Raw genomic sequence first — 13,335 nt, 5'->3', positions numbered from 1 at the left:
CATCCGGCCCGCTACTCGAACCACCCCGGATCAGCTCGAACCGGGCACTCCGGGCCACGGTGATCGAGTTGTGCGTGATCAGTGATGCACTTGTGAGCCCACTTTCTTTTCATTTTTGCAGTGTGACTACTATCGATGTGTCGAAGTTCTCAACGGATTTGACCAGTCGTGAGGCTGGCATCATCGTCAAGGAGCACGCCCTGCGCACGCGCGCCTCACGGCGGACCGAATCGACCACCATGTCGTTGCGGACAGCCCTGCTCGTCCTGGCCATCGTCCCCGGCGTCGCCCTGGCCGCCCTCTGGGCCGTCACCAGTGGTCAGACCCTGCTGGACTTCCAACGCCAGGCAACCCAGGGGAAGTTGGCCCAGAAGGCGGGCCAGCCGTCCAACATCGTCTACTACAACCTGCAGGAGGAGCGCCGGCTCAGCGCCGAGGCGCTCTCCCGGCACAAGGGCCCCACCGACGCACTGGAGCGGCAGCGCAAGAAGACCGACGACGCGATCAGGAGTTTTCAGTCGCTCTCCGACGTGGCGACCGACGACGCCCCCGCCGAGGTCCGTGACGCGGTCGGCAAGGCCCGCGCGGAGATCAACCAACTGCCCGCCCAGCGCACCCTCGTCGACAACGGCGGCAGCGACCAGCAGAAGGCCGTGTACGGCTACTACACGGACCTGATCGCGGTCGACCTCGAACTCTTCACCGCGCTCAGCCATGTCGACAACGGCCGCATCACCACGCTCTCGCAGCCGCTCGTCGACCTCTTCTGGACCAAGGAGATGATCTCCCGTTCGGACGCGCTGCTGGCGCGCGGCTGGTCCAAGGGGAAGCTGAGCACCGAGGATCTGGCGCTGATCCGGGAGGCTGTTTCCGGCCAGTCGCTCCAGTACTCCACCAAGGTCGTCCCGTATCTGCCGTCGGACGAGAAGGCCATGTGGGAGAAGATCACCCGCAGTCCGGCCTGGCAGGCCAAGACGCGGGTGGAGAACGAGGTGCTGCGGCCGGCCGCTGCCGACGCCGGCGGCTTCGTCGGCGTCGGCGCCCAGGAGAGTACCTGGCGCGGCGCGATGGACGAGGTCTCTCCGCAGATCGAGAAGCTGCTGGAGCACCGCACCGCCCTCGTGGTCGAAGAGGGCAAGGGCAGTGTGATGTCGCTGCTGTTCAAGATGGTGCTGACCACGGTGGTCGGTCTGGTGGCCGTGATCGCGGTCATCTGGACCACCTGGCGCCTCACCCGCAACCTCCGCCGCAGGATCAGCAGGCTGCAGGAGCGGGCCGAGGAGCTGGAGAAGGACCTGCCCGATGTCGTCGAGCGGCTGGGCCGCGGCGAGCGCATCGATGTCGAGGCCGAGGCCCGCGCCATCGAGCACGACGGCAAGGGCGCCAAGGACGACGAGCTGACCCGGCTCGGTGAAGCGCTCAACCTGGCACGCACCAGTGCGCTGGCGGCCGCCGTCAAGCAGGCCGACCAGCACCGCGGCTTCGAGCGACTGCTCCAGCGCATCGCGCGCCGCACCCAGCAGTTGATCGGCCAGCAGCTGAAGAGGCTGGACGAGCTGGAGCGCAAGCACGAGGACCCCGAGGTGCTGGACGGCCTCTTCGACCTCGACCACCTCACCGCCCGACTGCGGCGGTACGAGGAGAACCTGGTGATCCTCGCGGGCGGCTCCCCGCACCGGCGCTGGCGCAAGCCGGTCCCGCTGCTGGACGTGATGCGTTCCGCCCAGGGCGAGGTGCAGGACTACCGGCGTGTGGTGCTGGACCTCGACGGCAGCCCCTGGCTGTCGGAACGGGCCGTCGGCCCGGTCTCGCACGTGCTCGCCGAGCTCATCGAGAACGCGCTCAGCTTCTCCCGGCCGCCCGCCCCGGTGGAGGTCAGGGCCGCCAGGGTGAGCCGCGGTCTGGCCATCGAGGTCGAGGACCGGGGCCTGGGGATGGAGGAGGACCAGCTGGCCGCGGCCAACGAGCTGATGGTCCGGCCGCCCCGGATGGACGTGCTCGCCCACTCCGACGACATCCGGCTCGGTCTGTACGTGATCGCACGCCTCGCGGACCAGCACGGCCTGCGGGTGGAGTTCCGCTCCTCGGCGTACGGCGGTACGCGGGTGGTCGTACTCGTCCCCGACGAACTCACCGTCTCCGAACCGCACTCCGGCCCGGTCGGGGTGCCGTCCCCCGCCGCTTCCTCGACAGCGGCCGCCGCGGCCCCCGCGGCCGGTGACGCACTGCCGACCCGTGTCCAGGGCCAGGCACTGGCCGGAGTCACCGCGCTGAACGCGGCGGGCGCGCCCTACGCCGCCGAGGAGCCGCCGTACCCGGCACCGGAGCGGGAGCGGGAACGGGAACGGGGACACCAGCCGTACCAGGCCCCGGACCAGCCGTACCCGGCTCCGCAGCAGCCGTACGCGGGACCGGAGAACGCGGTCCCGGCGCAGGACGATCCGTACGGGATGCCCGTCGGCCCGTACTCTGCACCGGCCGCACCGGCCGGGCCGTACGCCGCGCAGGAGACGCCTTACGACGCGGCCGAGCAGCCGTACATGACGGCCGCCGGCCAGTACCCCGTGGACCAGCCGCCGTACGCGACGCCGGAGAACCCGTACCCGGTGTCCGAGCAGTCCTACCCGGCTCCGCAGGGTTCGTACGCCGTCCCGTACCCTTCGGGCGGCATCGGGGCGGACCGTTCCGCCCTCCCCGGTTCGGACGTCGCCCGCCCCGCGCAGTTGCCGGTGTCCGTGCCCGACCATCCCGCGCCGCCGGAGCCGGACGCCGTCCGCCCGGAGGGCGGGTCCGGCCGGCTCGCCCTTCCCGCGCCCGGTGCGGAGCCCCCGCTGCCGCGCCGGGTGCGGCAGGCCAGCCTGGCGGACGAGCTGCGGATCGCCCCGGCCGCCCGGCCCGCCGCGCCCACGCCGCCGGGCCACGACGAGAACCCGCAGCTGCGACCGGCCCCTCGGCGGGCCGGAGCCGCGATCGGGGCGTTCCAGCGCCGCTCCCGCGCGGCCCGCGCGACCGACGAGACGACGACGCAGCCCACTCCGCCCGCCACCCCCCTCCCCACGAGAGAAGAACGGTCATGACACGCACAACCGCCACTCACCAGGATCTCGACTGGCTGCTCGACGGCCTGGTGGACTCGGTGGCCGAGACCCTGAACGCCGTGCTGCTCTCCGACGACGGTCTGGTGGTGAGCCACTCGCGCACCATCGACCGTGCCGACGCCGAGCGGCTGGCCGCCATCTGCACCGGCCAGCAGAGCCTGGCCCGCGGCGTCGGCCAGCTCTTCAACGGTGGCGGCGTCCACCAGGTGATCGTCGAACTGGCGGACCTCTGGCTCTTCATCATCTCGGCGGGCCAGGGCACCCACCTCGCGGTGATCGCCTCCCAGGAGGTGGACGCCGAGATCATGTCGCTGGCCATGCACAACCTCGTGCAGCAGGTCGGCAAGAAGCTCAGCACCCCCGTCCGTGGCGAGTTCGACGCCTTCGGTACCGGGGACGGGCAGCGCGCGTGACCCCGTACTGGGAGGAGGAGGCCGAGGAGGACGGGGCGGGCACGATGGTGCGCCCGTACACCATCACCCGGGGCCGGACCGCTCCCGAGCGGGACGACTTCAGTCTCATCACCGTGCTGACGACCGCAGAGGACCCGCGGGACGAGCACGGAGCGCCGATCCTGCCGGGGAGGCTCCAGCCGGAGCACCGGCTGATCCTGGAGCGCTGCCGCCGCCCGTCCGCGGTCGCCGAGGTCGCGTCCGACCTCGGCCTCCCGGTGTCGGTGACCAAGATCCTGCTGGCCGACCTCGTCGCCCAGGGCCTGCTGCTGGCCCGTGCCCCGCTCTCGGTGGCGCGGGCGGCGGGCGGGGCCGGCATGGGCCTGCTGGCCGCTGTTCGTGACGGACTCCGGAGACTCTGAACCAACATGACAAGCAGTCAGGCGGCCCCGGCCGCAGTCAAGATCCTCATCGCCGGAGGTTTCGGCGTCGGCAAGACCACCCTGGTGGGAGCGGTCAGCGAAGTCGCACCACTGCGCACCGAGGAGTACCTGACCAAGGCCAGCATCGGTGTCGACGACCTGGCCGGTGTCGGTCAGAAGGACACGACCACCGTGGCCCTGGACTTCGGCCGGATCACGGTCAGTTCCGAGCTGGTGGTCTACCTCTTCGGCACCCCCGGCCAGGAACGCTTCTGGTTCATGTGGAACGACCTGGTGAACGGGGCGCTCGGCGGTGTGGTGATCGCCGACACCCGCAGGCTGGAGACCAGTTTCGCGTCGATCGACTTCTACGAGAGCCGGGACATCCCGTTCGTGGTCGCGATCAACTGCTTCCACGGCCACAACACCCGCACACCGGACGAGATCAGAGCCGCTCTCGACCTCGATCCGCACGTTCCGCTGCTGATCGGCGACGTCCGCGAGCGGCCGTTCGGACGGGACGTGCTGCTGGCCCTGGTGGACCACCTGATGAGCCTGCCCGCCGCGGCCGGCTGACCGTTCCCTCCCCCGTACCTTCCGTACTTCTTCTCGTTCTGGAGAGATCTGAGATGGCATCACCCCTGCGCGTCCTGATTCACGGCGGCGGCATCGGCGGGCTCACCCTCGCCACCGCGCTGGCCCGGCGCGGCCACACCGTCGAGGTCGCCGAGCTCCGCGACGCACTGGAAGCGCTCGGCGTCGGCATCATCCAGCCGTCCAACGCCCTGCACGTCATGCGGGAGATCGGGGTGCTCGACGACTGCCTCAAGGCCGGCTTCGAGTGGGAGATCCTGACCATCGCCGACCCGGCCGGCACCACGCTCGCCGAGATACCGCAGCCGAGGATGGGCGACGCGCCCTCCAACAACGGCATCCCGCGCCCGGCCCTCGCCCGGGTGCTGAACACCGCAGCGGTCGCCGCCGGGGCCACCGTCCGCTTCGGCACCACCATCACCGAGCTGGCCGACGACGGCTCCGGCGTGGACGTCACCCTCTCCGACGGCTCCACCGGCCGCTGGGACCTCGTGGTCGGCTTCGACGGCATCGGGTCGCCTCTGCGCACCAGGCTGTACGGGGACCGCTACGTCCCCGAGTACACCGGTTTCGCCAACTGGCGGGTGACGGTTCCCCGGCAGCCCGGGGTACGGGGTGTGGTGATGGGCACCGCGGGCAAGGAGGCGAAGGCGCTGCTCACGCCGATCACCGAGGAGCTGATGTACCTGGGTGCGGTGTTCGCGGAGTCCGAGGACTTCCGCCCGGACCCGGAGCGGGCCCACGAGCAGCTCACGGAGCGGCTGGCGATGTTCTCCGGGCCGGTCGCCGAGGCGCTGGCCACGGTCACCGACCCGACCGCGGTGGTGTACTCGCGGATCTCCCAGGTGACGGTCGAGGAGCCGTGGCACGTCGGCCGGGTGGTGCTGGCCGGTGACGCCGCGCACGCCTCCACCCCGCACATCGCGCAGGGCGCGGCGATGGCCGTCGAGGACGCGCTGGTGCTCGCCGAGTCACTGGACGCCGAGGCCGACGTGGCCGCGGCCCTCGAAGCGTGGGAGGCACGCCGCCGGCCCCGGGCCATGTGGGTGCAGGCCATGTCCCGCGCGGTGCTGAAGGAGGAGACGGGCTGCGGGACCACGCCCGAGGAGGACGAGCTGCTGAAGGTCGGCATTCCCGGCGCGGCGCACGTGCTGGTGAAGCCGTACTGATCCCCGCCGGTCGGCGCCGGAGCGCATCCGTCCGCACCGGCCCGCGCCGGCCGGCGCGTCACCGGAGGTGGGTCCGGCCGCTCCGGCCCGTTCACGGCAGGACCGCCACCCCGTCGATCTCGACCAGCGCCTGTTCGTCCCAGAGCCTCGCCACGCCGATGACCGCCATCGCCGGATAGTCGCGGCCCGCCAACCGCCGCCAGATCCGGCCCAGTTCCCCGGCGTGGGCGCGGTAGTCGGCCACGTCGGTGGCGTACACGGTGACCCGGGCCAGGTCCGCCGGGGCGCCGCCGGCCGCGCGCAGGGCGGTGAGCAGATTGGTGAGCGCCGTCGCGAACTGCTCGGGCAGGCCCGCGCCGACGACCTTGCCGCCCTGGTCGAGGGCGGTCTGCCCGGCCAGGAAGACCAGTTGGCCGCCGGTGACCGTGACGGCGTGCGAGAAGCCCGCGGGCGGCGACAGCTCGGTGGGGTTGATCCGGTGGACGGGACTCATGCGGACGCCTCCCGGTTCGCGTACAGCTCCTTGGCGATGATCGTGCGCTGGACCTCGCTGGCGCCCTCGTAGATCCGTGGGGCACGGACCTCCCGGTAGAGGTGTTCGAGGAGGTGGCCGCGGCGCAGGGCGCGGGCTCCGTGCAGTTGGACGGCGGTGTCGACGACGTACTGCGCGGTCTCGGTGGCGTACAGCTTCGCCATGGCCGCGCGGCGCGGTACACCTGCCTCGCCCGCGTCGTACGCGGCGGCGGCCGCGTACACCAGGAGCCGGGCGGCTTCGGTGCGGGTGGCCATCTCGGCCACCTGGTGGGAGACGGCCTGAAGGTCCTTCAGCGGCCCCCCGAAGGCCGTACGCCGGGCGGTGTGCGTCACCGTGGCGTCGAGGGCGGCGCGGGACATGCCGACGGCGAACGCGCCGACGCTGGGGCGGAACAGGTTGAGGGTGTCCATCGCGACCCGGAAGCCGCGGTCCGGTTCGCCGAGCACATCGTCGGGGGTGACCGGGACGCCGTCGAAGACCAGCGCCCCGATGGGGTGCGGGGAGAGCATGTCGAGGGCCGTGCCGGTCAGCCCCGGCCGGTCGGCGGGGACCAGGAACGCGGTGACGCCACGGGATCCGGCGCCCTGGGTCGTGCGGGCGAAGACGGTGTAGAAGTCGGCCTCGGGCGCCTGGGAGATCCAGCACTTCTCGCCGGTCAGCCGCCAGCCGCCGGGCGCCTGTTCGGCCTTCAGGGCGAGGGCCGCCGCATCGGAGCCCGCGCCCTGTTCGCTCAGTGCGAAGGCGGCGACGGCGCGGCCCGCGCGCACTTCGGGGAGCCAGCGCTCGCGGTGGGCCGGGGTTCCCGCCCGGAGCACGGGGTGGGTGCCGAGGCCCTGGAGGGCCAGCGCCGTCTCGGCCTCCGTGCAGCCGCGGGCCAGGGACTCGCGGAGCAGGCAGAGGTCGAGGGCGCCGGAACTCAGCAGCCGGTCGAGGAGGCCCGACTCGCCGAGTGCGGCGATCAGGGGGCGGTTGACACGGCCCGGGTCGCCTTTCTCGGCGAGGGGGCGCAGTTGCTGCTCGGCAAGGACTCTCAACTCCTCGCACCAAGCGGTTTGTGCCGGATCGAGCGAGAATGCCGTCATACCGGCGCCTCTCTTGTCGCGTCTCGTCTTCTCGTCTTATCGCGGACCGTTGACTACCGTCACCCAAACGATACGCTCCAGAGGCGACAAGGGGGCGATCCGTTATGGAACCGAAGACCTCAGCGCACCTCGACACGTTCGCCAGGGAGCACCTGCCACCCACGGACCAGTGGCCGGAACTGCTCTTCGACCTTCCCGAACTGCGGTACCCGGTCCGCCTCAACTGCGCGGCCGAACTGCTGGACCGCACGGCCGACCGCCTCGGCCCCGACCGCCCCGCCTTCCGTACCCCCGACGGCGGGGTCTGGAGCTACGGGGAGCTGCGGGACCGGGTGGACCGGATCGCCCATGTCCTGACGTCCGGTCTGGGGGTCGTCCCCGGCAACCGCGTCCTGCTGCGCGGCCCCACCACACCCCATCTGGCCGCCTGCTGGCTCGCGGTGCTGAAGGCGGGCGCGATCGCCGTCACGGTGCTGGCCCAGCAACGGTCCGCCGAGCTCGCCACCATCTGCTCGATCGCCCGGGTGAGCCACGCGCTGTGCGACATCCGGTCGGTCGACGACCTGGTGGGGGCTCAGGTGCCGGGGCTGCGCATCACGGCGTACGGAGGTGACGGCCCGGACGATCTGCTCCGGCTGGCCGAGACCAGGTCGGGGCCGTACCGGCCGGTGGACACGGCGGCGGACGATGTCGCGCTGATCGCGTTCACCTCGGGCACCACCGGGCGCCCCAAGGGCTGCATGCACTTCCACCGGGACGTGCTCGCCGTCGCCGACACGTTCTCGCGCCATGTGCTGCGCCCCACGCCCGACGACGTCTTCGCGGGCAGTCCGCCGCTCGGGTTCACCTTCGGGCTCGGTGGTCTGGTGGTCTTCCCGCTGCGGGCGGGTGCCAGTGCCCTGCTGCTCGAAAGGTCCGGCCCGGCGCAGCTGCTGCCCGCGCTCGCCGCCCACCGTGTCTCGGTGCTGTTCACCGCGCCGACCGCGTACCGCGTGATGCTCGACCACCTCGACGAGCACGACCTGGGCGCGCTGCGCCGCTGCGTCTCGGCCGGCGAGAACCTCCCGGTCGCCACTTGGCGGTCCTGGTACGAGCGGACGGGTCTGCGCATCATCAACGGCATCGGCGCCACCGAGCTGCTGCACATCTTCATCTCCGCCGCCGGCGACGCGATCCGCCCCGGTTCCACCGGCATGCCCGTGCCCGGGTGGCAGGCCCGGGTGCTGGACCACGAGGGCAGACAGGTGCCGGACGGCGAGCCCGGACTCCTCGCCGTACGCGGTCCGGTGGGCTGCCGCTATCTCGCCGACGAACGTCAGCGGGACTACGTGGCCCACGGCTGGAATCTCACCGGCGACACCTATGTGCGCGACGCGGACGGCTACTTCCGCTACGTCGCCCGCGCCGACGACATGATCATCTCCTCCGGCTACAACATCGCGGGCCCCGAGGTCGAGGACGCCCTGCTGCGCCACCCCGCGGTGGCCGAGGCCGCGGTGGTGGGCCGGGCGGACGAGCTGCGCGGCCGGATCGTGGTGGCGTACGTGGTGCTGCGCGAGGGCACGGAGCTGTCGGCCGACGAGCTGCGTACGTACATGAAGGGCGAGCTGGCCCCGCACAAGTGCCCGCGCGTCGTCGAATTCCTGTCCGAACTCCCCCGGACGGCCACCGGGAAGCTCCAGCGCTTCCGGCTGCGGGACGGATGACCCGGTCCGAGGACCCGCCGAGGCGGCCGGCCCGGAAATACGGGTGCCGCCCCCGCGCACACCAGGCAGGATGAGGCATGCCCTGGACCTTCACCGATGACGTCGATGTCTTTCTCGATGCGGCGGGCGCCTCGCTGGCCGCCCGGCCCGCCGACAACACTCTGGTTCTCACCGTCACCGCGACCCTGCGCGCCGACGGCCCGCACGCCTACGGTGACGCCGCCCCGCTGCTGGGCTGGTGGCGCGGGGCGGACGGCGAGGTCGCGGGGACGCTGGTGCAGACCCCGCCGTATCCGCCGCTGCTGGGAACCGTCGCCCCGGAGGCGGTCGCCCCGCTCGCCGCCGCGCTCCCTCTGACCGGGATCAACGCGGACCGGTCCACCGCCGAGGCGCTGGCCGCCCTGTGGCCCGGCCACCGGGTCGACCAGGAGCAGCGGCTCTACCGGCTGGAGACTCTGGTTCCGCCCTCCCCGGCACCGTCGGGGAGGCCCCGGGCCGCCACCGCCGCGGACCGGGAGCTGCTGGTGCGCTGGCATCTCGCGTTCGCCGACCAGGTCGGCCAGCCCGGCACCCATGCCGAACGGGTCCTGGACGAGCGGACGGCGTCCGGCAGGCTGACCCTTTGGGAGGACGACGGCGTCCCGGTGTCGATGGCGGGCCTCTCACCGCGGATCGCGGGCACGGTACGAGTCGCGGCGGTCTACACGCCTCACGAATACCGCGGCCGGGGCTACGCGGCCGCGGTGACGGCGGAGGCCAGCCGGGCGGCACGGGAGGCCGGCGCGCAGGAGGTGCTGCTCTTCACCGACCTCGCCAACCCGACCAGCAACGGCGTGTACCGGCGCATCGGCTACCGGGCGGTCTCGGACCGGCTGCTGATCAGCGTGGTGGAGGAGCGGTGAGCGGACCGCCCGCACCGGCGTGGCCGCTGGATCACCGTCGGCCGTCACGGGCCCCGGCCCCGTGCCTCCGCCCCGCGTGCCCGTCCGTCACCCCAGAGTGAGCCGGGGCTTCGGTGCGTCCGTACGGCCGGTCGGCGGGGTGCGGCTGCCCGCCCGGTACGGGAGCGGCCAGGGCGCTCCCGGTCCGCTGTAGCCCTGGTCGGCCGCCGCGTGCAGCGTCCAGTGCGGGTCGTAGAGATGGGGGCGGGCCAGGGCGCAGAGGTCGGCCCGGCCCGCGAGCAGCAGGGAGTTGACGTCGTCCCAGGAGGAGATCGCGCCGACCGCGACGACCGGCACGCACAGTGTGTTGCGGATCCGGTCGGCGTACGGGGTCTGGTAGGAGCGGCCGAACTCCGGGTGCTCGTCGGGGACGACCTGGCCGGTCGAGACGTCGATGGCATCGGCTCCGTGGGCGACGAAGGCGCGGGCGATCTCGACGGCGTCCTCGGCCGTCGTGCCCCCCTCGGCCCAGTCCGTGGCGGAGATGCGGACGGTCATGGGCCGGTCGTCGGGCCAGGCGGCGCGGACCGCGTCGAAGACTTCGAGGGGGAAGCGGAGCCGGTTGTGCAGCGGTCCGCCGTACTGGTCGGTGCGGTGGTTGGTGAGCGGCGAGAGGAAGCCGGAGAGCAGATAGCCGTGGGCGCAGTGGAGCTCCAGCAGGTCGAAGCCGCAGCGGTCGGCGCGCCGGGCCGCCGCCGCGAACTGTTCGCGTACGGCGTCGAGTCCGGCCCGGTCCAGGGCGTGCGGGACCTGGTTGACGCCGTCCGCGTACGGGATCGGGGAGGCGGCGGTGAGCGGCCAGTTGCCGTCGTCGAGTGGCTGGTCGATGCCCTCCCACATGAGTTTGGTGGAGCCCTTGCGTCCGGAGTGGCCGAGCTGGACTCCGATGGCCGTCCCGGGCGCGCTCGCATGGACGAAGTCGGTGATCCGGTTCCAGGCCGCGGCCTGTTCGGGGGTGTAGAGGCCGGTGCAGCCGGGGGTGATGCGGCCCTCGGCGCTGACGCACACCATCTCCGTCATGACGAGCCCGGCGCCGCCGAGCGCGCGTGCGCCCAGATGGACGAGGTGGAAGTCGTCCGGGACGCCGTCGACGGCCGAGTACATGTCCATGGGTGAGACGACGACGCGGTTGCGGAGGTGGAGGCCGCGCAGCCTCAGCGGGGTGAACATCGGCGGGGTGCCCGGGGCGCAGCCGAACTCCTCCTCGACGGCGGCGGTGAAGGAGGCGTCGCGCAGCCGCAGGTTGTCGTGGGTGACACGGCGGCTGCGGGTGAGGAGGTTGAAGGCGAACTGGCGGGGCGGCTGGTCGACATGGGTGCCGAGCTCCTCGAACCAGCGCAGGCTGGCCGCGGCTGCCCGCTGGGTCGATTCGACGACCGGGCGGCGCTCGGCCTCGTACGCGGACAGCGCGGCGGGCAGGTCGGGCTGTTCCTCGATGCAGGCGGCGAGCGCGAGGGCGTCCTCGACGGCGAGTTTGGTGCCGGAGCCGATGGAGAAGTGCGCGGTGTGGGCGGAGTCGCCGATGAGGACCGTGTTGCCGTGCGACCAGCGGTCGTTGACGACGGTGCGGAAGGTGAGCCAGGAGGAGTGGTGGGAGCGCAGCGGCCGGCCGCCGAGCGCCTCGGTGAAGATCTCGGCGCAGCGCACGGTCGAGTGCTCGACGTCGCAGGTGTCGAATCCGGCGGCCCGCCAGACCTCCTCGCGCATCTCGACGATGGCGGTGGAGGAGCCGGCCGAGAAGGGGTAGGCGTGGAGCTGCATCACCCCGTACGCGGTCTCGGCGATCTCGAAGCGGAAGGCGTCGAGGGCGAAGTCGGCGGCGAGCCAGATGTAGCGGCATCGGTGGTCGGTGAGGCGGGGACCGAAGGTTTCGGCGTGCGCGGCGCGGGTGAGGCTGTGGACTCCGTCGGCGGCGATCACCAGGTCGTGGGTCGCGGCCAGCTCGGCGGCCGGCGGGGCCCCGGTGCGGAAGCGGAGGCGTATGCCGAGGGAGTCGCAGCGTTCGTGCAGGATCTCCAGGAGCCTGCGGCGGCCCAGCGCCGCGAAGCCGTGGCCCCCGGAGGTCTGGGTCACACCGCGGTGGACGATGTCGATGTCGTCCCACCGTACGAACTCGTCCTGGAGGGCCCGGTGGACGACGGGGTCGGCGTGCTCGATGCCGCCGAGGGTCTCGTCGGAGAGGACGACGCCGAAGCCGAAGGTGTCGTCCGGGGCGTTGCGCTCCCAGACGGTGATGTCCCGTTCCGGATCGAGCCGCTTGAGCAGGGCCGCGGCGTAGAGCCCGCCGGGCCCACCGCCTATGACGGCGATCCGTTTCACGCCGGACCGCTTCGCGGCGGAAGGATCTGCGCCGGGCGGCGCCGCCACCGAGGCGGACGGGCGTGCGCCGGGCGCCGCCACCACCATGCCTGACGGGTCTGCGCCGGACACCGCCACCACCGCGCCGGACGGGCTTGCACCGGACGGGCCTGTGCCGGGCGGCTTCGTGGCGGACGGTCCCGGGTCGGTCGCGCTCGGGTCGGTCGCGCTCGTGTCGGGTGGCATCGCGCTACCGCCCCTGCCACTTCGGTGGCCGCTTCTCGGTGAAGGCGGCGTGGAATTCGGTGTAGTCCTCGCCGTGCATCAGCAGGGCCTGGGTCGCGGCGTCCATCTCGACCGCGGCGGCGAGCGGCATGTCGAGTTCGGCGGTGAGCAGCGCCTTGGTCTGGGCGAGGGCGAGGGCCGGTCCGTCGGCGAGGCGGCGGGCGAGCGCCGCCGCGCGTACATCCGCCTCGCCTTCTTCGGTCAGTTCGCTGATCAGCCCGATCCGTTCCGCTTCGGGAGCCCGGACCGGTTCGCCGAGCATCAGCAGCCGGGTGGCGTGGCCGAGGCCGACGACGCGCGGCAGCAGGTAGGCGGCGCCCATGTCGCCGCCGGAGAGGCCGACCTTCGTGAAGAGGAAGGCGAAGCGGGCGGACGGGTCCGCGATCCGGAAGTCGGCGGCCAGCGCGAGAACCGCACCAGCACCCGCGGCCACGCCGTGTACGGCGGCGACGACGGGGAAGGGGGTTTCACGAAGGGCCCGCACCACCTGCCCGGTCATGCGGTTGAAATCGAGGAGCTGGGCGGTGTCCATGGCGAGTGTCGCGCCGATGATGTCGTCGACATCGCCGCCCGAGCAGAAACCGCGGCCCTCTCCCGCGAGCACCAGAGCGCGCACGGTGCGTTCGCGGGACAGCTCGGCGAGCAGATCGCGCAGGTCGGCGTAGGCGCCGAAGGTCAGCGCGTTGAGTTTCTCGGGACGGGCGAGGGTGACGGTGGCAACGCCGTCGTCCGTCGTCAGCCGGAGATGGCGCCAGTCGTCCGTACCGGGGGCGGAGCTGGGAAACGGACTCATGGAGGGGGCTCCCCTTCAGC

General features: G+C 72.4%; 11 protein-coding genes. 7 read left to right on the top strand and 4 right to left on the bottom strand.

Translation table 11 applies throughout. The features are described from left to right. The first annotated feature begins 122 nt into the window (after positions 1-122). The 5 genes from ACFVT1_RS32505 to ACFVT1_RS32485 are packed head-to-tail and all read left to right on the top strand — an operon-like array spanning position 123 to position 5,675. Positions 123-3,077, top strand: coding sequence for a nitrate- and nitrite sensing domain-containing protein (locus ACFVT1_RS32505; RefSeq protein ID WP_389801970.1), 2,955 nt, complete (start codon positions 123-125; stop codon positions 3,075-3,077). Then, positions 3,074-3,511, top strand: a complete 438-nt coding sequence (locus ACFVT1_RS32500) for a roadblock/LC7 domain-containing protein (protein WP_362201898.1) — start codon at positions 3,074-3,076, stop codon at positions 3,509-3,511. The genes ACFVT1_RS32505 and ACFVT1_RS32500 overlap by 4 nt, the downstream gene beginning before the upstream one ends. Beyond that, a complete protein-coding gene (locus ACFVT1_RS32495) occupies positions 3,508-3,912 on the top strand; it encodes a DUF742 domain-containing protein (protein ID WP_389801966.1) in 405 nt (134 codons plus the stop codon). The genes ACFVT1_RS32500 and ACFVT1_RS32495 overlap by 4 nt, the downstream gene beginning before the upstream one ends. A 6-nt stretch (positions 3,913-3,918) precedes the next feature. Continuing rightward, complete coding sequence (locus ACFVT1_RS32490; protein WP_326768382.1) at positions 3,919-4,488, top strand: ATP/GTP-binding protein; 570 nt, start codon at positions 3,919-3,921, stop codon at positions 4,486-4,488. 53 nt (positions 4,489-4,541) lie between these two features. Continuing rightward, positions 4,542-5,675: an FAD-dependent monooxygenase gene (locus ACFVT1_RS32485; protein ID WP_389801963.1), complete on the top strand. Its 1,134-nt coding sequence runs from the start codon at positions 4,542-4,544 to the stop codon at positions 5,673-5,675. Positions 5,676-5,766: 91 nt separating this feature from the next. On the opposite strand, the gene ACFVT1_RS32480 is transcribed toward ACFVT1_RS32485, so the two are convergent. After that, complete coding sequence (locus ACFVT1_RS32480) at positions 5,767-6,168, bottom strand: RidA family protein (protein WP_389801960.1); 402 nt, start codon at positions 6,166-6,168, stop codon at positions 5,767-5,769. Continuing rightward, complete coding sequence (locus ACFVT1_RS32475; RefSeq protein ID WP_389801957.1) at positions 6,165-7,292, bottom strand: acyl-CoA dehydrogenase family protein; 1,128 nt, start codon at positions 7,290-7,292, stop codon at positions 6,165-6,167. Before ACFVT1_RS32475 ends, ACFVT1_RS32480 begins: the two co-directional genes overlap by 4 nt. Before the next feature lie 104 nt (positions 7,293-7,396). Between ACFVT1_RS32475 and ACFVT1_RS32470 the strand changes: the two genes are divergently transcribed. Together ACFVT1_RS32470 and ACFVT1_RS32465 are read left to right on the top strand one after the other, a co-directional pair. Further along, on the top strand, positions 7,397-8,998 hold the full coding sequence (locus tag ACFVT1_RS32470) for an AMP-binding protein (RefSeq protein ID WP_389801954.1): 1,602 nt from the start codon (positions 7,397-7,399) through the stop codon (positions 8,996-8,998). A 77-nt stretch (positions 8,999-9,075) separates the two neighbouring features. Next, positions 9,076-9,900, top strand: a complete 825-nt coding sequence (locus tag ACFVT1_RS32465) for a GNAT family N-acetyltransferase (RefSeq protein WP_389801951.1) — start codon at positions 9,076-9,078, stop codon at positions 9,898-9,900. An 87-nt stretch (positions 9,901-9,987) separates the two neighbouring features. Here ACFVT1_RS32465 and ACFVT1_RS32460 read toward each other — a convergent pair whose 3' ends face one another. Then, on the bottom strand, positions 9,988-12,345 hold the full coding sequence (locus ACFVT1_RS32460) for a bifunctional salicylyl-CoA 5-hydroxylase/oxidoreductase (protein WP_389802012.1): 2,358 nt from the start codon (positions 12,343-12,345) through the stop codon (positions 9,988-9,990). Between the two features lie 142 nt (positions 12,346-12,487). Then, positions 12,488-13,315, bottom strand: a complete 828-nt coding sequence (locus ACFVT1_RS32455; RefSeq protein WP_389801948.1) for an enoyl-CoA hydratase family protein — start codon at positions 13,313-13,315, stop codon at positions 12,488-12,490. Positions 13,316-13,335: the final 20 nt, after the last annotated feature.

The sequence above is a fragment of the Streptomyces sp. NPDC057963 genome (assembly GCF_042887155.1).
Taxonomy (GTDB): domain Bacteria; phylum Actinomycetota; class Actinomycetes; order Streptomycetales; family Streptomycetaceae; genus Streptomyces.
This window is presented reverse-complemented; position numbering and strand designations above follow the sequence as displayed.

Excerpts from the sequence above, each read along its gene's own strand:
- ACFVT1_RS32465 (WP_389801951.1), top strand. The coding sequence starts at position 9,076 with ATGCCCTGGACCTTCACCGATGACGTCGATGTCTTTCTCGATGCGGCG.
- ACFVT1_RS32475 (WP_389801957.1), bottom strand. The coding sequence starts at position 7,292 with ATGACGGCATTCTCGCTCGATCCGGCACAAACCGCTTGGTGCGAGGAG.
- ACFVT1_RS32485 (WP_389801963.1), top strand. The coding sequence starts at position 4,542 with ATGGCATCACCCCTGCGCGTCCTGATTCACGGCGGCGGCATCGGCGGG.
- ACFVT1_RS32470 (WP_389801954.1), top strand. The coding sequence starts at position 7,397 with ATGGAACCGAAGACCTCAGCGCACCTCGACACGTTCGCCAGGGAGCAC.
- ACFVT1_RS32455 (WP_389801948.1), bottom strand. The coding sequence starts at position 13,315 with ATGAGTCCGTTTCCCAGCTCCGCCCCCGGTACGGACGACTGGCGCCAT.
- ACFVT1_RS32490 (WP_326768382.1), top strand. The coding sequence starts at position 3,919 with ATGACAAGCAGTCAGGCGGCCCCGGCCGCAGTCAAGATCCTCATCGCC.
- ACFVT1_RS32480 (WP_389801960.1), bottom strand. The coding sequence starts at position 6,168 with ATGAGTCCCGTCCACCGGATCAACCCCACCGAGCTGTCGCCGCCCGCG.
- ACFVT1_RS32500 (WP_362201898.1), top strand. The coding sequence starts at position 3,074 with ATGACACGCACAACCGCCACTCACCAGGATCTCGACTGGCTGCTCGAC.
- ACFVT1_RS32460 (WP_389802012.1), bottom strand. The coding sequence starts at position 12,345 with ATGGTGGTGGCGGCGCCCGGCGCACGCCCGTCCGCCTCGGTGGCGGCG.